Annotated in this window: 19 protein-coding genes; 14 read left to right on the top strand and 5 right to left on the bottom strand. The window is 60.3% G+C overall.

Annotated elements, in window-relative coordinates; genetic code table 11:
* Positions 1–406 precede the first annotated feature (406 nt).
* The 8 genes from rpmH (at position 407) to IV498_RS00635 (ending at position 5,934) form a co-directional block, all read left to right on the top strand.
* Positions 407–544: a 50S ribosomal protein L34 gene (gene rpmH, locus IV498_RS00670; protein ID WP_269044626.1), complete on the top strand. Its 138-nt coding sequence runs from the start codon at positions 407–409 to the stop codon at positions 542–544.
* 52 nt (positions 545–596) lie between these two features.
* Complete coding sequence (gene rnpA / locus IV498_RS00665; protein WP_269044625.1) at positions 597–986, top strand: ribonuclease P protein component; 390 nt, start codon at positions 597–599, stop codon at positions 984–986.
* Entirely contained in the window at positions 983–1,375 is a 393-nt protein-coding gene (yidD, locus tag IV498_RS00660; protein ID WP_269044624.1) for a membrane protein insertion efficiency factor YidD, read from the top strand. Before rnpA ends, yidD begins: the two co-directional genes overlap by 4 nt.
* Before the next feature lie 15 nt (positions 1,376–1,390).
* Positions 1,391–2,353 carry a membrane protein insertase YidC gene (yidC, locus tag IV498_RS00655; protein ID WP_269044623.1) on the top strand — a complete coding sequence of 321 codons (963 nt, stop codon included), beginning with the start codon at positions 1,391–1,393 and terminating at the stop codon, positions 2,351–2,353.
* On the top strand, positions 2,353–2,898 hold the full coding sequence (locus IV498_RS00650) for a Jag family protein (RefSeq protein WP_269044622.1): 546 nt from the start codon (positions 2,353–2,355) through the stop codon (positions 2,896–2,898). The genes yidC and IV498_RS00650 overlap by 1 nt, the downstream gene beginning before the upstream one ends.
* Positions 2,899–2,956: 58 nt before the next feature.
* Positions 2,957–3,595, top strand: coding sequence for a 16S rRNA (guanine(527)-N(7))-methyltransferase RsmG (rsmG, locus tag IV498_RS00645; protein WP_269044621.1), 639 nt, complete (start codon positions 2,957–2,959; stop codon positions 3,593–3,595).
* 175 nt (positions 3,596–3,770) lie between these two features.
* A complete protein-coding gene (locus IV498_RS00640) occupies positions 3,771–4,850 on the top strand; it encodes a ParA family protein (RefSeq protein ID WP_269044620.1) in 1,080 nt (359 codons plus the stop codon).
* A gap of 67 nt (positions 4,851–4,917) precedes the next feature.
* Positions 4,918–5,934 carry a ParB/RepB/Spo0J family partition protein gene (locus IV498_RS00635; protein WP_269044619.1) on the top strand — a complete coding sequence of 339 codons (1,017 nt, stop codon included), beginning with the start codon at positions 4,918–4,920 and terminating at the stop codon, positions 5,932–5,934.
* Between the two features lie 1,020 nt (positions 5,935–6,954).
* Here IV498_RS00635 and trxA read toward each other — a convergent pair.
* From trxA to IV498_RS00610, 5 genes are all read right to left on the bottom strand, one after another.
* Positions 6,955–7,281 (bottom strand): thioredoxin, encoded by a 327-nt coding sequence (gene trxA, locus IV498_RS00630; RefSeq protein WP_269044618.1) that lies wholly within the window; start codon positions 7,279–7,281, stop codon positions 6,955–6,957.
* Between the two features lie 16 nt (positions 7,282–7,297).
* On the bottom strand, positions 7,298–8,290 hold the full coding sequence (gene trxB / locus IV498_RS00625) for a thioredoxin-disulfide reductase (RefSeq protein WP_269044617.1): 993 nt from the start codon (positions 8,288–8,290) through the stop codon (positions 7,298–7,300).
* A 132-nt stretch (positions 8,291–8,422) separates the two neighbouring features.
* Positions 8,423–9,976, bottom strand: a complete 1,554-nt coding sequence (locus tag IV498_RS00620; RefSeq protein ID WP_269044616.1) for an ABC transporter substrate-binding protein — start codon at positions 9,974–9,976, stop codon at positions 8,423–8,425.
* A 177-nt stretch (positions 9,977–10,153) separates the two neighbouring features.
* Positions 10,154–11,791 (bottom strand): murein biosynthesis integral membrane protein MurJ, encoded by a 1,638-nt coding sequence (gene murJ / locus IV498_RS00615; RefSeq protein ID WP_269044615.1) that lies wholly within the window; start codon positions 11,789–11,791, stop codon positions 10,154–10,156.
* An 88-nt stretch (positions 11,792–11,879) separates the two neighbouring features.
* Positions 11,880–12,419 carry an NUDIX hydrolase gene (locus IV498_RS00610; protein WP_269044614.1) on the bottom strand — a complete coding sequence of 180 codons (540 nt, stop codon included), beginning with the start codon at positions 12,417–12,419 and terminating at the stop codon, positions 11,880–11,882.
* 106 nt (positions 12,420–12,525) lie between these two features.
* On the opposite strand from IV498_RS00610, the gene IV498_RS00605 reads away from it, so the two are divergent.
* The 6 genes from IV498_RS00605 to IV498_RS00580 form a co-directional block, all read left to right on the top strand.
* A complete protein-coding gene (locus IV498_RS00605) occupies positions 12,526–13,980 on the top strand; it encodes a CCA tRNA nucleotidyltransferase (RefSeq protein WP_269044613.1) in 1,455 nt (484 codons plus the stop codon).
* Positions 13,970–14,578 carry a histidine phosphatase family protein gene (locus tag IV498_RS00600; protein WP_269044612.1) on the top strand — a complete coding sequence of 203 codons (609 nt, stop codon included), beginning with the start codon at positions 13,970–13,972 and terminating at the stop codon, positions 14,576–14,578. The genes IV498_RS00605 and IV498_RS00600 overlap by 11 nt, the downstream gene beginning before the upstream one ends.
* A 596-nt stretch (positions 14,579–15,174) precedes the next feature.
* Positions 15,175–15,306: a hypothetical protein gene (locus IV498_RS00595; RefSeq protein WP_269044611.1), complete on the top strand. Its 132-nt coding sequence runs from the start codon at positions 15,175–15,177 to the stop codon at positions 15,304–15,306.
* Positions 15,307–15,380: 74 nt separating this feature from the next.
* Positions 15,381–16,943, top strand: coding sequence for a glycosyltransferase family 87 protein (locus IV498_RS00590; protein WP_269044610.1), 1,563 nt, complete (start codon positions 15,381–15,383; stop codon positions 16,941–16,943).
* Between the two features lie 118 nt (positions 16,944–17,061).
* On the top strand, positions 17,062–18,177 hold the full coding sequence (locus IV498_RS00585; protein ID WP_269044609.1) for a lipid II:glycine glycyltransferase FemX: 1,116 nt from the start codon (positions 17,062–17,064) through the stop codon (positions 18,175–18,177).
* A partial coding sequence (locus IV498_RS00580) for a phytoene desaturase family protein (protein WP_269044608.1) occupies positions 18,174–19,561 on the top strand: 1,388 nt, incomplete at its 3' end. The genes IV498_RS00585 and IV498_RS00580, both read left to right, overlap by 4 nt.

The raw sequence follows: 19,561 nt of genomic DNA, 5'->3' as shown, positions 1-19,561 counted from the left end.
GGACCGTACCTTCCGAAATCGCAGATTCCGGTTAGTCATCCACAGAGTTATTCACAGCCCGTGGATAACTGGCCTCCCGGCAAGCCTAAGGGATGCGTTCTGCAGAAGATAGCGGGCCAGCGGCTTGTGGATAATTCTCCTTTAAGCTCCGCTCCGACGGCGTCGGCACGCTCTTTACTTCAAGTTTTTCAGTTACTGGGAGGGCGTCGGTAGTTGGGCAGTTTGACTGGGGACTGCCGCGTGACCTAACGTTGAAAAGTCCTTTGTGTCCGCCTTTGTGCCGTTCGGCATGTGCCGAATTTGGTGCAGGTGGTCACCTGAATCTTCGCGTCAGCCTGTTCTTCCCCCTGTGATTTCGCAGCATTTACGGGCCAGGCGCATCTTTGATTGTCTTGGAGTAACCACCGTGAGCAAGCGGACTTTTCAGCCGAATAATCGCCGTCGTGCCAAGAAGCACGGCTTCCGCCTTCGCATGCGTACCCGCGCAGGCCGTGCCATTCTTTCGGCGCGCCGTACCAAGGGCCGCGTAGAGCTGTCGGCCTAAAACTACAACGCTTGACTGTTGTTCCCGTTTCACGGAAGCAGTTGATCTGACGGTGCTGGCCACCCAAAACCGAATGCGGTCCTCGACCGACTTCTCAAATACTGTTCGTTCCGGCGCCCGAATTGGACGCCGGAACTTAGTGTTATATGCGATAGCTGTGCCTGCGGTCGAACCGACAAGGGTTGGGTTCATTGTGGCCAAATCCGTCGGGAACGCTGTTGCGCGCAACCTCGTTAAGAGGAGACTGAGGGAAGCCGCGGCGGTAACCGTGAGGCATCACCCAACAGGTTTGAACATTGTGGTCCGGGCACTCCCCGCCTCGGCCGGTTCGGATTGGACGGGTCTGTGCCATGACTACCGGAGCGCCTGGGGAAAAGTTTCACTCCGGCTCCCTGCGGGATCGGTAACGTTGACTGAAGTGGAAGGGACAGGCAGGCCATGATCACGACCGCTGCCCGCGCCCATACCGACATTCGCCCTGCCGCGCTTGGACGCTTCATCTGGAACCTGCCGAGGGAAATCCTGATTCTGATTTTGAAGGGCTACCGCCGGGTTGTTTCTCCCTTGTATGGCCAGGTGTGCCGTTTTTTCCCCTCCTGCTCCGCTTATGCTTTGGAGGCAGTTACCGTCCATGGTGTGATCAAGGGCGGTTGGTTGGCTCTACTCCGGTTGGTCCGCTGCCACCCGTGGAACGCGGGTGGCATTGACCATGTCCCGGGGAGCCACAGGCACCGGGACGATCGCGGCCACGTCCCGCGCATAGTTCAGCTGAATCATCCAGAGAAATACTTAGCCGATCAGTGTGATGCAGACGGCCGCTCGGCGGCTTGAGGAGTATAGAAAAGAATGTTTGATTTCTTCGGGACGATCCTGGCGCCATTCAAATGGCTTGTGTCGTGGATCATGGTGCTTTTCCATGACGCGTTCACGTTCCTGGGTTTGCCCTCCTCCTCCGGCTGGACCTGGACGCTGTCCATTATCGGGCTGGTGCTGGTGATCCGAGCCGCCCTGATTCCGGTTTTCGTCAAGCAGATCAAGGCCCAGCGGGGCATGCAGGCGCTCCAGCCTGATATGAAGAAACTGCAGGCAAAATACAAGGGCAAAACGGATCAGTTGTCGCGCCAGGCCATGGCCCAGGAACAAATGGCCCTGTACAAAGAGCATGGCACCAATCCGTTTTCGGCCTGCCTGCCGATGGTCATTCAGATGCCCTTCTTCTTCTCCCTGTTTCAGGTGCTTTCCGGTGTTTCCAAAGCTAATCAGAGCAATGAGGGCATTGGTGCGCTCAGCCAACAGCAGGTCCAGCAGTTTGACCAGGCGCAAATCTTTGGGGCGCCCCTTTCCGAGGCGTTCCTTCCCCAGGTTCAGGGCGGCAATGTCAACGCCGCCGTCGTCATCCTGTCCATCCTGATGATCGTGGCCATGACGGCATCGCAGTTCATCACCCAAAAGCAAATCATGGCCAAGAACATGTCCGACGATGCCATGGCCAGTCCGTTCATGAAGCAGCAGAAGATGATGCTGTACGTCCTTCCGTTGGTTTTCGGCATCGGTGGAATCAACTTCCCCATTGGTGTGCTGATTTACTGGACCACCACAAACTTGTGGACAATGGGACAGCAATTTTTTGTCATCCGCCGTATGCCTACACCCGGCTCACCCGCTTACCGTGAGTTCCAGCAGCGCCGGGTCACGAAAGGCCTGCCGCTGCTTGGTGCCAGCAAGAAAACCGAGCCGGCCGTCGAGGAAATCGTTGATCCGAAAGGCCAGCGCCCGCAACCCCAACGTAAGAACAGGAAGAGAAAGTAATGTCCGTTGATAACAACGCAGAACTTGTTCAAAACGATGGTGCTGGTTCGGTGCCTGAGGGCGAAACGCCCGCAGTGAGCCGGCTCGACGAGGAGGGCGACGTCGCGGCGGACTATCTGGAAGAACTGCTGGACATCGCCGACGTCGATGGCGACATCGACATCGAGGTTCGCAATGGGCGCACTTACATCTCCATCGTCTCTGACGAAGAGAGCTCCGGTCTGAAAGCTCTAATCGGACGGGACGGTGAGGTGCTGGAGGCACTGCAGGAACTTACCCGCCTGTGCGTGCTTTCCGCCACGGAAAGCCGATCCCGGCTGATTCTCGACATTTCCGGCTACCGCGTCGAACGCAATGGCGAGTTGACGCGTATCGCCCACGATGCAGCGGACCGGGTGAAACAGAACGGCGAAGCTATAGCTCTGGCGCCGATGGGTCCCTATGAGCGCAAGATCGTGCACGACATCATTGCTGAGCAGGGCTGTGCCAGCGAGTCCGAAGGTGAAGGCTCGGACCGGCACATCGTCGTTTCTGCGGCTGAATAGGCTCGGCCAATGAGCGCAGGGACGTCGGCCCGCCTTGGAGGAAGCCGCGGGAAAAACCGTGGTTGAACTCAGCCTCAGCGAGACAACCGCCGCACGCGCCGTCTTTGCTGCCAGACTGCCCCTGGCGGAGCGGTACGTGGAGCATCTGGCGACCTCCGGAATTCAGCGGGGCCTGATTGGTCCGCGGGAGGTTCCGCGATTGTGGACGCGGCACGTGCTCAACTGTGCCGTCGTTGCAGACTTGATTGCCGATGGCGCCAAGGTGGCCGATGTGGGCAGTGGCGCTGGGCTGCCTGGGCTGACCATCGCCCTCGCCCGACCGGATCTGCACGTGACATTGATAGAGCCGCTAGAACGGCGTGTGTCATGGTTGGAAGAGGTCATATCAGACCTTGAGCTCGACAATGTGGAAATTATCCGCTCAAGGGCGGAATCGGCCGTCGGCAAGGTGTCTTGTGATGTTGTTACGGCCAGGGCCGTGTCCGCGCTGAAAAGCCTGGCCGGCTTGACCATCCCTCTGCTTGACGGCGAGGGGATACTGCTGGCCATCAAGGGCCGCAGTGCTGCCGAGGAAGTCGCAGACGCAGCCCGCACCATCCGCAAACTTGGCGGGGTGGAGACGACGGTGGTTACCGCCGGCGATGATGTTCTGGAAGAACCCACTACGGTGGTCCGTGTTCGGGTATCTCAGGGCTGAGCGAAGCAGTAGATCAGCTATGTGAACTGTTTCGGATCCACCTGGCGAGAGCAGCGAGAGTCGCTGGTTTGGGGCCGCAGCATTGAGTACCTGCGCTGACAGCAGTTGAAGCGGTTAGGCTAGAGATCGGCAGTCAAGGCAGTTTGAATGGCCGGATGAAAGAGAGTGTGTTCCAGTGAGCAGCAGTGAACCGTCCCTGCAACGAATTCCCCCCTTTATGTCATTGGGATCGGCGCGGTCAGGGTCGAAGTACGCGGCTGGTCCAGTATCGCCAACGGTATCCGGTGCGTATCAACCTATAAAGGTTGTTTCACATTCTTTGTCCGTTGTTTCACGTGAAACTGATGTCCGATCCGAAGAAGTGGCACTCGACAATCTGGATGACGGTAGTCCCATCGCCCGGGAACTCGCCAAGGAGACAAAACGCAGAGAGAAGCTCCTCGGACGGAAGCTTCCCCGACCGGCAAAAACCCGCATCCTCACAGTCGCCAATCAGAAGGGCGGCGTGGGAAAAACGACCACCACCGTCAACATTGCCGCGGCACTGGCTTCAGCGGGTCTGAATGTTCTGGTGGTGGACATCGACCCGCAGGGGAATGCTTCGACCGCCCTGGGAGTACCACACCATGCCGACGTTGACAGCATTTACGATGTCCTGATCAATGATTATGCACTTGCCGAGGTCGTGGCTACATGTCCGGATGTTAAGAATCTGCTGTGTGCGCCTGCGACCATACATTTGGCCGGCGCCGAAATCGAACTGGTTTCCTTGGTCGCACGCGAACAGCGTCTCAGGCGGGCTTTGGATGTGTACGCAGAGACGAGGGCACAAAATGGCGACAGTCGGTTGGACTATGTTTTCATAGACTGCCCACCCAGCCTCGGTCTGCTGACAGTCAACGCGTTTTGTGCAGCCAATGAAGTCTTGATTCCTATCCAGTGCGAATATTATGCCCTCGAGGGTCTAAGTCAGTTGTTGAAAAATATCGAAATGATCCAGAAGCACCTCAATGGGGATCTGGTGGTTTCGACTATTCTGCTGACCATGTACGACGGTAGGACAAATCTCGCGGCCCAAGTGGCGGCAGATGTTCGCGAGCACTTTCCGGAACAGGTACTTAAGGCCGTCGTGCCACGATCGGTGCGCGTATCCGAAGCGCCGAGTTACCAGCAGACAGTGATGACCTACGACCCGTCATCCACCGGTGCACTTTCTTATCTGGAAGCGGCAACCGAGATAGCAGAACGACGATAGTCAACATCTGCTTTCGCACTAATCTCCGGCGTAGTCCGGGTTATTTCACTGGAGGGAACTGTTGTCCATGACCGACAAGCGTAGAGGACTCGGCCGGGGCCTAGGTGCCCTGATTCCCAGCAGTGTGGCAGGCAGTGACAGCGCAGCGGAATCCTCGCAGGGCCCCCCGGCCAGACCCGTGGACCTGTTTTTTCCGGAGGCAAAGACGGTATCTCCCGTGAAGGCGCTTGTTTCACGTGAAATGACCGCCACGGACGGCTTGGTGCAAGTGCCGGGTGCCCAATTCGCTGAACTGCAAGTCGGGGACATTCATCCCAACAGGAAACAACCACGCACGGTCTTCGATGAAGATGAAATGGCCGAACTGGTCCATTCGGTGCGGGAAGTCGGTATCCTCCAGCCCATCATCGTGCGGAAATCGGCAGAGCCGAACGGGGAACCGTACGAGTTGGTGATGGGAGAGAGGCGCTGGCGGGCCTCGCAGAAGGCTGGACTGGCCACCATACCGGTCATAATCCGTGACACAACAGATCTTAACCTGCTCCGGGATGCTCTGTTGGAGAATCTGCATCGAAGCCAGCTGAATCCGCTGGAGGAGGCGGCGGCATACCAGCAACTGCTTGAGGATTTCGGAACGACGCATGAGGAGCTGGCGGACCGGATCGGACGTTCCCGCCCGCAGGTTACGAACACACTTCGGCTGTTGAAACTGCCGGCTCTCGTTCAGCGTCGGGTGGCTGCAGGGGTCCTCAGTGCCGGTCATGCCCGTGCCCTGTTGTCACTTCCCGACTCGGCAGCGATGGAGCGCCTGGCGCAGCGGATTGTCGCCGAGGGGATGTCAGTGCGCGCAACGGAAGAGGCTGTGTCGATGTATCAGTCCCCCGATGCCTCACGGAAGGGTCCCAGCAAACCTAATGCAAGGCATGAGCGCCTGGATTATTTGGCCGGTGCGTTGTCTGATCGTCTTGATACGAACGTTAAAATTACCCTCGGCGCCCGGAAAGGGAAAGTGAGCATCGATTTTGCGTCTGTTGAGGACCTGAACCGCATTATGGACGTGCTTGGTTCAAGTTCCAACGTCTAAGCGGCTGAATTTCCATTGTCCCCTGGTTTCACGTGAAACGAATACCTGCAGACTCTAACTGGGGCGATCAACGCCCATGCGAGTGTTTACTTGGGCGGTTTTTGTAGTAATGGCCTTCGTGTTTCTTTGGTCTTCCATGCGGAGTAAAGCTGCAGCCGGCATGTTTCTTTTGCTCGCCAGGATCGAAGACGTACACGATGGTTGTTGGAGCGAGAAGAACATGTGCGCAACCTTGGATCACACCGAAGAGCCCATCGGCAGTGGCTATATCCGCACTCTTTTCCAATATGTTCCTGTAAATCCAAGACGCAGTGCCTTCCGGAGCTCGCAAGGCGTAAACACGATGCTCGGAAGCGGTATCATCTTGCCAGCTGCGTGTGTTTCACGTGGAACGTTGGCCAGTCCATCACCGTACGGCTGCCTCTTGGATTAGGCATGGTGCGCTAGAAGATGCACGGTCATTGACCCCCAAAACGCGCCTAGGCAGAACCGATTACAGTCGAAAACTATGTGTGAGCATGTTTGAAAACGACCTACTTTTCGCATCGTCCGGGATTTACTGGCGGCTCGACCGCGGCTAGGGGAATCGTCCGGGGCCACCTGAGCGTCGGAAGGGTTGCTATGCAGCCAGAGCTACTCGTTCTTAGAGCGGGCCGCGCTGCGGCTCTCGGCGTGAGATCGCCCCGGTCAACGACACCGTTGGGCTTGCGTGTCAATCCACAACTGGGGATAACCCTGTGCGTAGCTTCTCCAGACTGGGGATAAACGCGTGAGTCTGAGCCAGGACGAGCTGCGGAAAAAACGACGCGGGATTGAAATTAGAATTTCGCCCCGCATTTGTCGGACGGGTTATCGCCGCAGGCTGGTGGTGAAGGACTACCGGTTTCACGTGAAACGCTGGCAAGGCAGGCGATAATTGATTCTCGGTTTAGTCCGGCACGGATCGGGACGAACTCACAAAAGTACCGGCACCGCAGAACGCCCTATGGGCAGCGGTGCCGGCACCAGAGTCCGGCTGGTCTACTTCAAGTAGTCGGCAAATTCAGTCTCGAAGTACTGCTTAGGTCGTGCACCGATAACGGTGCTCTTCAGCTCTCCACCTTGAAAAAGATACACGGTGGGGATGGAGGTAATCCCATACTCGGCCGAAATGGAAGGATTGGCGTCGACATCAACCTTAACGACGTCGACCTTGTCCGCGTACTGCACGGAAATCTCATCCAAGATCGGGCTCAGTTTCCGGCAGGGACCACACCATTCAGCCCAAAAGTCTACGATTACAGGCTTATCGGAGCCGAGGACGTCAGTTTGGAAGGATGCATCGGTAACAGCTTTGGCGTTGCTCATAATTTTCTCTTTCTGATCAGGACTGCAGAACGGAGGTCAATAAAGCGTTGGTTTGGGAGGCGAGATCGGCCAGATAGTGCTCGACGTCAATTGCGGCGACGCAGCCCGATCCGGAGGCCGTGATGGCCTGCCGGTAAGTAGGATCAATAACATCGCCAGCTGCAAATACTCCGGCGAGGCTTGTCTTTGACGTGCGTCCCTGGACCGCGATGGTACCCTCGTCCGTCAGCGCCAGTTTGCCCCGGACCAGGTCCACCCGAGGATCGTTGCCTATAGCAACGAAAATGCCAGTGATCGGGAGGCTGCTTTGAACACCAGTAATCAGGTTATTCAGCTGCAGTCCGTGAACTTTATTGTCACCATCGATGCCGCTGACCTCGGAATTCCAGACGAACCGGATCTTGTCATTGGCCTTGGCCCGGTCCTGCATTATTTTAGATGCCCGGAGGCTATCGCGGCGATGAACCACCGTCACGCTGCGCGCAAATTTCGTCAGGAACAGTGCCTCCTCCATCGCGGAATCGCCTCCGCCGATGACGGCTATGTCCTGGTCCGTGAAGAAAAACCCATCGCAGGTGGCACACCAGCTCACGCCGTGGCCGGAGAGACGCTTCTCGTCCGCAAGGCCCAACTCCCGGTACGCAGACCCGGTGGAAATGATCACAGTCTTGGCATGAAACACTTCACCGTCGGCGAGAGTCACCGTTTTGATGTCTCCATCGAGCTGAACGTTCGTGACGTCGTCGAACAGTATTTCGGTACCAAAACGCTCAGCCTGCTTTTGGAACTGTTCCATCAGGTCCGGTCCCATGATTCCGTCGGGAAAACCGGGGTAGTTCTCAACGTCGGTGGTATTCATCAGTTCACCACCGGCTGTCACCGACCCGGCGATCATCAGGGGGCGCAGATTGGCACGGGCAGTGTATACCGCGGCGGTATACCCAGCAGGGCCGGAGCCGACGATAATGACGTCGCGCACGTTGCCGGCCGGGCTTGCTTCGGTGCTCACGGGTGGAGAACCTCTTCCTTCGTCGATGGGCCCACGCGTTCTGGGCTTGCCACCATCTCAACTACGAAGCAGCACGCCTTATTCCGGCCCGGGTCTAACCTGTCTCTGTCAAGACTACCGGGTGCCGGCAGGCTATTTGATACCGATTCCGGCGATTTTGACTGCGTACGGATAGGTTTGGAATGACTGCTGTTTGGGCAGCTGAGTGAAACTGATGATGACGTATTGAGCCTTGGTTCCCTGCGGCGCGGTGAGGGTGATATCGGTTGAGGTAAAACTTCCCGTGCCAATCTCTTTGGCGCCGTCAAGGGTAGGTTGGTTGTTCGTCAGCAGTCTGAAGCTGCCGCCGGAGCCGCCAAGTTGGCTGATCGTTACCGTTTTGATGTCCGCGGGGGCAACCAATCCGACGACCAGGTTGACGCTGCTTGTCAGTCCGGCGAAACTGTCGTTTGAATACTCAAGAGTTTGCCAGAATGTCCCCGGGTTGCCGTCCACGGTCGTTGGCAGCTTTCCGTCGTACTCACTGCCCATGTTCGGTGCATCGGGTACCAGCCGCGTCACCGAGGCGATGACGGGCGCTACCGCCGCCGTTGGGGGCGGAGTGCTGGCCCCGTTCGTGGCGGGTTTGGAGGCTGGAGCGGTATCGGTGGGCTGAGCGGCAGCGGACGACGACGTCGACGCCGGGCCGGCAACGGGGCTCGGTCCGAAGAGGGTGCTGATGTTGCTGACCGCAAAAATCAGGGCGGCCACAATGATCACAGCAACGACGGCGCCCACCAACCACCGTCCACCGGCCTTTGGATTGTTTTCTTCGTCGTCATCCTCGAACCCGTTCCCGTCGTCGCCGTCGTCGCCGCCGTCGTCGAAACCTATGCTGGCGGCCCGCGCCGAGGCTGGGAAATTGGAGGCCTTCCGGCCGGTTGCGGCGAGGGCCGCGGCAGGTGGGGCAGCGGCCGCCGCGCCGCGGCTTCGTTCTTCATTGATGAAGCCGTAATCATCGTCGGACCAGAGCGTGACTTTGGGGGTGGGAGCGCCGCCGCTGGACTCGGAGGATTGCGGTTCCCCCCGATTCTCGGCGGCGGATTGGGCTGCGGCGCCCGGATTCCGCGCTGCGGCGGCCGCGGGCGGAACGACGCCCGGCGGCATCGTTGGCTTGGATGCCTGCTTGGAGGCTTTCTTTGCGGCGGAAAGCTCTGTCGAGCCAGATTCCCGACCCTTGCGCGCCGGACCGCCGCCGCGTTCTGGTTCCGGGTCACGGTCCCGAGGCTGGTCCTCGTAGACATAGTCGTAAGAATCGGACTCCTGCGGCAATTCGGGACGAGGCATACCGAAAATCTCGTTGCCAAGCGTGTCGGTGAAAAACGGTTCCTCGAAGGGAGCGGTGGGTACCACCAGGTCCAGGAGTTCTGCCGCGGAGCTCTTATTGGAGATCAGGTAGGTGGTTCCATCACTGTTGCCCAGGTCGAGGATCTGAAGGTTCGCCTGCCGTTCGCCGGTGGCGACTTCGCGGGCTCCCTGGCTGAGATGGTCCCCATTATCCGGGCCGGCCACCAGGATACTGACAGGGCGGCTGAGCACCTGATCGATGCCGTCGAGCACCACATCCTGTTCGGCCGTTGCGAGCACGCGGGCCGTGATCTTGTAGCGGCCGCCGAGGATCGATCCGACGTCTACGGATTGTGCCACCGTATCCTCCTGGTGTGACAAGCATGGCCTGTGACTGGTTATCAGCGCAGGTCGTATCAGCTTCCGATCCTATCGGATGCACTGCTTAAACCCCGTTCAAAGCGGCGTGGCTACCCGCCGTGGGGCGGCCCGGCGGCCGGTTTGGTTCTGAACCTGCCGAGCAGCGGTTGCACCAGGTCATCGAGTTCGGAAACCTTGCACAGTTTGAGAACTCCCAGATAGACCGCCGTCATGCACGGGCCTACGACGACGATCACCAGAATTGCCGAATACCGGGATTGCCAGGAGAAGCCGGACGCAGTGAAACCGCCGAACAACCAGAGAATCCCCGCGCCAAGCAGCCCCGCAGCGGCCGCGGCAGCGATGAAGCGCAGGTGCGCCAGCACAATGCTGGCAGTTCCATAATCTCCGATTTTGCGGCGCAGGAAAGCGTGCGTCACCACGACGGCGAGGATGTTGCCCAAGGTGTAGCTCAGGGCCAAGCCAAACACGATCCAGGCGACGGGCAGGACAGCCGCCAGGAGTGCGGTTCCGACGCCGAAAACGATGAGGATGCACTGGATGACAAACGGAGTTTTGGTAGAAGACCCGGGTCATCATGAAATTGGCGCTCAGGAAGGGGGATCCGACAGCCAGAATGGCCAGCGTGATGGCGATGTTCACCGCGGTCTGCCGGCTGGCGCCACTGAACAGCATTCCGAAGGGACCCGAGAGGACCAACAGTGCCACCGCTCCAAATACCGTGGCCACCCCGGTGGTCCGCAGGCCCTGTGAGAGAAACATGCGGACGCCGTCGTCGTCCTTGGCCGCGGCTGCGCGCGAGATGCGGGTAAACAGGACCGTTGCGATGGACAGCGCAATCACCGAATGCGGCAGGATGTACAACTCAGTGGCCCGGCCGAGTTCATACGGACCGGCAATGATGGCGCCCTTGTCCAGCACCCCGTTGTCCATTGCTTCCGCCGGGATGGTGGCGATTCTTTCAATCAGCAGGAAGGTCAGATTTCCCACCACCATTGTGGCAGTTGTCCAGGCGGCGATATGCCCGGTGGCCCGCAGCCCCACTCCGCGCAGTCCCCACCGCGGGCGCAGTCCCAGTCCCAGCTTCTTCAATGGCCAGAGCAGCGCGAAAGACTGCAGCACGATGCCCAGGGTTGCGGTTCCGGCGAGCAGCAGCGTCTGGGTCGGCGTCCAGTTATCAATAGAATGCGGGCTGGCGGCGTTACTGCCCATCAGTACAATAAACGTTCCAAGACCGGCGATGGCCACGATGTTGTTGACCACCGGCGCCCACGCATATGCAGTGAATGAGCCATGGGCGTTCAGCACCTGGCCGAGCAGGGAGTACAGGCCGTAAAAGAAGATCTGCGGGAGCAGCAGCGTGGCAAAAGCGGTCACCAAGGCGAGCTTGGACCCGGAAAAGTCCGTGGTAACCATCATTACGGGCAGCACAGCCACTGTGAGCAGTACTGTCACGGCGAGAAGGAAGATGACCGCCAGAGTGAGCAGCCGGGAAATGAAGTCGGCACCCCGGTCCGGGGCCTTGCTGGCCTTGATGATCTGCGGGATGAGGACGGCGTTGAAAACTCCGCCGGCCACCAGCAGATAGATGATGTTGGGCATGGTGTTCGCAGCCTCGAACACGCCGGAAACCTGGGAACCGCCCACCGCAGCGCCCAGGACAATGCCCTTGAGGAAGCCGAGGATGCGCGACGCGAGGGTCCCCACTGCCATGTTCGCGCTGGATCTGGCGGCTGTTTCGGGTTCCCGTGCACTCGGACCGGGAACCGGGGCTGCTGCTGCTTGATTTGTCATCGCCAACCATCATCTCATCCGTCCATCCGGACAGGCAGCGCCCCCATGGCAAAGTCAGTGGATAACGACTCAGGCGGAGCCCACCGGTTCAGAGGACCTGCGGAAGGACTTCCCGGGCCAGGTCGGCGATGCGCCTCTCGTTGGGGAAAGACAGCCTCTTGGGCAGGTCCGCCAACTTGACCCAGGCGACATCGACTGCTTCGTGGTCCGGATCGTTTTCAATGGTCAACTCGCCGCCCGTTGCCCGGAGCAGAAAGTGATGAACCGTTTTGTGGACCCGATGGCCGCTGACCGTGAACCAGTAATCGATGCTTCCCAGCGGGGCGAGGATTTTCCCGCTGATCCCGGTTTCCTCTTCAATTTCGCGGACGGCGGCTTCCTGGTGGTTTTCGTGGTTCTCGGGGTGCCCCTTCGGCAGACACCATTCCAGCCTGCCACCGCGGTTAAGGCGGGCGATAATCGCCACTCGAAGTTCGCCGTCGGCCCGTTCCACGACGACACCACCGGCGGAAATCTCCTCCACCGTGGGCAGTTGCGAAACCGGCGGATGGACCCCAGGCGCGACGTGGCCACCGATTGCCGAAGGCAACGGCGTCCGCTTCGGGGCACTCGGGACTGGGTGGGCCATGAAGTCCACTCTAACTACCTTTGCACCCCGATGATGACAGATTGTCGGCTCCTCTGTGGGTCCGCAGCGGGCCCGGGAAAGAAAGTCTGGCATTGTTAACTGCACTATGGTGCAAGTTCTGGATAGCTCATCTTTAGACCCGGTCGTTCTGGAACTCGGTCAACTTTTTGTGGACGCTGGGCATGAATTGTCCCTGGTCGGTGGACCGGTCCGGGACCTCTTCCTGGGCAGAACGTCCCCCGATCTCGATTTCACCACCGACGCGACTCCCAGCCAGACGCTTAAGCTGACCAAGAAGTGGGCGGATGCGCACTGGGAGATTGGCCGTGCTTTCGGCACCATCGGACTGCGCAAACGTGCCCTGACCATTGAGATCACCACCTACCGCGCCGACGCCTACGATCCGGAGTCCCGCAAACCGGCGGTGGCGTTCGGCACCTCGCTGGCAGATGACCTGCAGCGCCGGGACTTCACCATGAATGCGATGGCGCTCAGACTGCCCTCACTGGAACTGGTTGATCCCTATGGGGGCGTACGGGATCTGCACGCCGGGCAGCTGCGGACGCCGTCCTCGCCCGAGTCGTCCTTTTCCGACGACCCGCTGCGGATGATGCGGGCGGCAAGGTTTGCCTCGCAGCTCGGCGTCACCGTCCACCCCGACGTGCTGGCGGCCATGACGGCGATGGCCGGACGGATCAGCATCATTTCCGCGGAGCGGGTTCGGGATGAACTGGTCAAGTTGATCTGCGGCGCATCTCCGCGAACCGGCATCGACCTCCTGGTCGAGACCGGTCTGGCCGCCGAGGTGCTTCCGGAGGTGCCTGCCCTCAAGCTTGAAATGGATGAGCATCACCGGCACAAGGATGTTTACCAGCACTCGCTGCAGGTGCTGGAGCAGGCAGCTGGAATGGAGTCCGGTCAGGACGGTCCGGTGCCCGGCCCGGACTTTGTGCTGCGTTTCGCCGCATTGATGCACGACGTCGGGAAGCCGGCTACGCGGCGATTTGAACGGGGCGGCGCGGTGACCTTCCGCCACCACGATGTGGTGGGCTCGAAACAGACAGCCAAACGGATGAAGGCGCTGCGCTTTGACAATGAATCAATCAAAGCTGTCAGCCGGCTGGTGGAGCTGCACATGCGGTTTTACGGTTACGGCGATGCCGACTGGACCGATTCCGCCGTTCGCCGATATGTCACCGACGCAGGTCCCCAGCTGGAGCGGCTGCACCGGCTGACGCGTTCCGACGTCACAACGCGGAACCAGCGCAAGGCGGACAGGCTCTCCTTCGCCTACGACGACCTGGAGCAGCGCATAGCGGTTTTGACCGAGCACGAGGAACTGGCGGCGATCCGACCGGACCTCGATGGTGGGCAGATCATGGCGCTGCTGAACCTTAAGCCTGGGCGGGTGGTGGGCCGGGCGTACCGGTTCCTGCTGGAGGAGAGAATGGACGACGGACCGCTGGGGCGGGCCGAGGCGGAGCGCAGGCTGCGCAACTGGTGGGCCGAACAACCCGAGGCCCAGGCTGCGGATGAGCCTGGAGAGCCCGATGAACGCTGATGTGGGGGCGGGTGGGCCGCCGCTGCCTAAACTCTGGTTGCTGCGCCACGGTGAGACCGAGTGGTCCAAAAGCGGCCAGTACACCGGGCTGACGGACCTTCCCTTGACCAGGACGGGAGAAGAACAGGCCGCCTCCGCCATTGATGTCCTGGCGGCGGTCAGGTTCGACCTGGTGCTGACCTCGCCGTTGCAGCGCGCGCGGCGAACGGCCGAGCTGGCAGGCTTCCCGGACGCCGAAGTTGAGCCACAGGCGTGTGAATGGGACTACGGCGACTACGAGGGCGTCAACAGCTCAGAGGTGCGCGCAAAAAACCCTGCCTATCTGATCTGGAAGGACGGCGTCCCCAACGGCGAATCGCTGGACCAGGTGGCCGCAAGGGCAGATGCCATTATTGCGCGGGTACAGGGCCCACAGGCCAGCGGAGCCACGCTGGTTAACGCGCTGCTTGTGGCGCATGGCCATTTCCTGCGGATATTGACCGCCCGCTGGCTGCAGCTCGACGCCGTCGAAGGGCGGCATTTTCTGCTGGGCACTGCGAAGGTCTGCACCTTGGGCTGGGATAAGCGGACGCCAGCCATTGAACAATGGGGTCTTTAACAAAGGATTCTGGCCCTCACCGCAGTGGAATGAGCCAATCCCAACACTTTTTCAAAAAGTTTATGATTATGGTGGTCAACTGCCGGTCCATGCTGTAGCTTTGTTTATGAGTTCAGTGCGATCCGCCTGAATGTACGCGCAGCAGAGAAAAGGAGGCCTTGTAATGATGAACGCGACGAAGACCGGACAGTTCGGTACGGATGATCACACCTCAGTAGTTGTTACCCTGTGGCCTCTGTCCGCTGCGCGCGCCGGTTCGCTTTATGCAACCGCGCGGCCAGCCTTCAAGGGCTGACCAGTAAAGTCACCAACCGGCTGGCTTTAGCCCGGCAGGTCCCGTCGGGACCATATTCGCGATCCAGCTCCTGCACAGAAGTCTCCCGTTTCAGGGACTGCCTCTGCTGCCGGCGGATGCGACCGTCGGGCACATTATCAACTCCGCATTGGAAACAGGCCTAAGACTAATCGCGCAATTTTATGCCCGAATAAGGTTTGATCCGATTTAGGGAATTGCTTTATTTGCCGCGCCGAAAATCAGTAGCAACCGAAATGATCAGTACCGATTCAGTAGTACCAGCCGAAAGGAGGTAATATCCATGAATTCAAGACCATCCATGTCATCCATCCGGAGAGTCTTCTTCTCTCCAATTGACCAGAAGCGGATCGAAACCGTCCGCGAGGAGCAGTTGAGGAAGATCAACGAACTTAACATCATCAACATTCGGTAGTTCGTACCCGTCCAGTTATCTCTGCGGGAGAGGCGGCATATGTTGATCTCCGTTCCGATTCCCAACGGACCGCCGTGGCGGAACCGCGGGAAGCCCACGCCGACCCGGTGTGGGCTTCCTGGTTCCGGCTGGGGCCGCAGCCGGCAATCGTTACCCGACTGGCCCGGTCCGGCTGGGAGGACCCAGCCGGTATGCTCAAAACCATGGAGGATTTCGAGCAGCTGACCCGCCGCCGCGTCGGAATCGTGTCCCCTTCACGCGGCGATTCGCTGCTGCGGCGGATGACTGAAGTGGTGGGCGGACCGCTGGGACGGCGAACGGCGCCAGGCATTGTTGAGCCCGCTTTCTTTACTGTGGAACGTGTCCTCACAGTGCTGGTGATCGTCTCTGGACTATTGGCGCTGCTGTTCAAATTTCACTGCCGTCAAGTGGGTTGGAGCACCCCTGATCAGTACTCCACGACATGCTGGTCAGAGTTGCCCAATGCTTTTAAGGCCAAGGGACTGGCGGGATCCTTTCCCTATTTCAGTCCGGGCTCGACCTTCAATTACCCCGTGCTCATCGGTGCTGCCGCCGGCATCACGGCCTGGCTAACCGGTCCCGCAGGCCACGGGATGCCTAGACAGTTGGCGTTCTTCGACCTGAACGCGGGCCTGATCATTGGAATGTGGCTGGCAGCCGTCGTGGCGACTTCGCGCAGTGCCCGCCGTCGTCCGTGGGACGCGGCAATCCTGGCGCTAAGTCCCGTGCTGTTGTTCACCGCCCTCACCAGCTGGGACATGTGGGCGGTGGCGCTGGTTGCCGTGGGAATGCTGCTCTTCGCCCGCCGGCGCACGTTTTCCGCCGGCGCAGTGCTGGGCTTGGCCAGCTGTGCTCAGCCGTATGCAATGCTGATTCTGCTGGCTGTGCTCCTGCTGTCCCTGCGGACCGGGCGCTGGTTGCCCTTCCTGGAGACGGCTGCCGCAGCCGCTGCTGCAGCCTTAGCGCTGACCCTTCCGATACTGGTGCTCAATCCCGCTTCCTGGTTGGCGTACTTCACCGACCGGATGGCAGATGCGGCGACGCCTTCATCGCTCTACGGTGCCTATAACTTGGTGGCCCAGCGTCTCGGCCATGAATCCCTAACTATTTCCGGCGCGAACTCGGTGGAGATAGTGTTCGGGGTCCTGATTTTGCTTGCCACCGCCTGGCTGGTGCTGGCGGCGCCTCGTCGTCCCCGGATGGCTCAACTTGCCTTCCTGCTGGTGGCGGGATATTCGCTGGTGGATAAACATGCTGTGCCGCAGCATGTTGTGTGGCTGATCCCGCTGCTGGCTCTGGCCCGGCCGAAATGGCGGACCGCGCTTTTGTGGCAGTGTTTCCAGATCCTGCAGTTCCTGGCCTGGCAGCTGTTCCTGGGCCGCGAACTCGGCGATGGAAACGCCCAGCACTCCATAGACATGCCGTACTTTGTCCTTGCTGCTGCGCTGGGTGGGATTGCGACCCTGGTGGTCATGGCACTTGTCATCCGGGATATCGTCCATCCGGCCTACGACGTGGTGCGCCGCGCCGGTGCCGATGATCCGCAGGGAGGGCTGCTGGAACGGTCACCGGACCGGCTCATCCTGCCGCTGCCCGGTCGCGCTCGGGTAACCTGAAGACGGTCCGCCAACTTTCGCCTGCCACTGCCCATCCAACTCCTGCAGGTATCCGTCTCGCGTCAGCAGCAGCTGATGAGTCGCATCCTGCAGCATCAGCCCAAGGAGGGCATACCCCGTGAATGGCCAGCACTACCGTATTGAAGAGCTGGACGCGGCGCGCTTTGAGGACCTCATTGCCTCCTGCCCCGACACTGTGGTGCCGCTGGAACAGACACCGCAGTGGGCCGAATTTGAGCGCGGGACGGGTCGCAGACCGGCCGGTATCTTCGGCTACTTCGACTCCGACGGGACGCTGGCAGCCATTGCGAGCTACCTGTATTCGACCCGGCGTTTACGTGCCTCCATGGTGGTGGTGAACGGGCCGGTCTGGTTTTCCCCGCGAACGCCGGCAGCTGAAGGGCGGTTCCTGAACACCGTTCGGGCCCAGTTCGCCGCGGATCCGCGGGTAGACCCGGTGTTTGTGCGCCTGCAGGTGGAACACCCACAGCCCCCCGTGGCAAGGGCTCTGGAACCGGGGTGGTATGACCGGGAGATTGTCGTGGACCTGACCCAGGATGAGAAAGCCATGCTCGCCAGCTTTCGTGCGAACGCGAGGCAATCCATCCGGAAGGCCACGCGGGCGGGAGTGGAAGTCCGCATCATCGACCGGGCGGAACGAGTAGAGCTGTTCCACCGGGATTTGTTCCCCATTATGAGTGAAACCGCGGCCCGGGACGGTTTTTCCGCCTTTACTTCGCGCTACTACGAGACACTGCTGACCACCTTGGCGGATCGTACTGAACTGCTCGTGGCCTATCTGGATTCGACTCCCCTGTGCTGGTTGATCACCACGGAGTACCGCGGATATTCGGTCTATTACTTTGCGGCAAGTTCCGCAGCAGCGCGCAAGTCCTTTGCCCCCTACCTGCTGCTGTGGGAGAGTTTTCGGATGCTCAAGGCCAACGGCAACCACAGCTGCGGCCTCACCGGAATCGTAAGCGAGACTTACCCTTCGCTGGCTAACGTCACGACGTTCAAGCGGAACTTTTCCCGGAACGTCGTCGTCCTGCCGACCACCTTTGACCTGCCGGTGAAGGTCCTCAGGTTCCGTTTACTGTCCCGGGCACTGATGCTGCGCCGGCGGGCACGCGGTGCCCTGCACCGTGGCCGCATGGGACTGCGGGCTGGAATGAGCACGTCCGCGCGGAGCAAAGTTGAGCAGGACGCGTCTGGAGCGGGGAGCGGGTCATGACCGACGTCGTCGTCGTAGGGTCCGGCCCAAATGGTCTTGCCGCCGCGCTCACCATGGCGCGCGCGGGTTTAAAGGTACGCGTCTATGAAAAGGCATCAAGCTTTGGCGGTGGCGCGCGCAGCACGGAGCTTACCCTCCCCGGCTTTTTGAGCGATGTCTGCTCGGCGGTGCACCCGATGGCGCTGGCTTCGCCCTTCTTCCAGGCTTTCGAGCTGGACAAGCGGGTGGACCTGATGGTGCCGGACATTTCCTATGCGCATCCTCTGGATGGCGGTCGGGCCGGAATTGCCTACCGGGACCTTGACCGAACCGCACAAGGCCTGGGACGTGACGGCGATGCGTACCGGAACCTGTTCGCGCCGGTTCTGCGGCTCCTGGATGGCGTCACTGATTTCACGCAAAACCAACTGCTGCGGATTCCGCGCAACCCGTTGGCGGCGCTTGTTTACGGTCTCCGGACCTTGGAACAGGGATCCCCGTTGTGGAATCTGAGGTTTCAACAGGACATTGCCCCGGCCATGATCAGCGGGGTTAACGCACACTCGATAGGCAGGATGCCCCGGCTCTCCACCGGCGGTGCGGGAATGCTGCTCGGCGCGCATGCGCATGGCCGCGGCTGGCCGGTGCCGCGGGGCGGTTCGCAGTCCATCGCCGATGCCATGGCCGCAGACCTGCTGGCCCACGGCGGCGAGATTGTCCTGGACGCCCCCGTCTCCTCGCTGGCCCAAATCCGCGCCGAAACCGGAGCCCAAGCGGTCCTGCTGGACGTTTCCGCAGCTTCACTGGCACGCATCGCCGGTCCTGAGCTGCCGGCGGAGTACCTGCGGAAACTTGCGGCGTTCAAATACGGCAACGCTGCCTGCAAGGTGGATTTCGCGCTGTCCGGACCCGTGCCATGGAGCAACCCTGAACTGGCTCTCGCGCCGACCATGCATCTGGGCGGCACCCGGGCCGCGATCGCCCGGTCAGAGGCGGAGGTGGCCTCCGGAAAGCATCCCACCAATCCGTACGTTCTGCTCAGTCAGCCTACGCCGCACGATTCCACCCGCGCTCCTGAGGGCAAGCATGTGCTGTGGACCTACACGCATGTTCCCGCAGGCTCCACGGTCGACATGGCAGCGGCGATCACGGCGCAGATTGAGCGTTTCGCTCCCGGCTTCCGCGACGTTATTCTGGCCAGCAACACCATCACGGCTCAGGAATACAGCATCTACAACCCCAATTATGTGGGCGGGGATTTCAGTGCCGGAGCCGTGACCCTGCTGCAGTTACTCAAGCGTCCCGTCATCTCCGCCAGACCATGGCGAACACCCGCGAAGGGTGTCTACCTGTGTTCGTCGTCGACCCCGCCCGGCCCGGCGGTGCACGGCCTTTGCGGGTTCTA

It is taken from the genome of Paenarthrobacter sp. Z7-10 (assembly GCF_026932795.1).
GTDB lineage: Bacteria > Actinomycetota > Actinomycetes > Actinomycetales > Micrococcaceae > Arthrobacter_M.
Note: the sequence above shows the minus strand (reverse complement) of the source record. Positions and strands in the feature narration are given on the sequence as shown.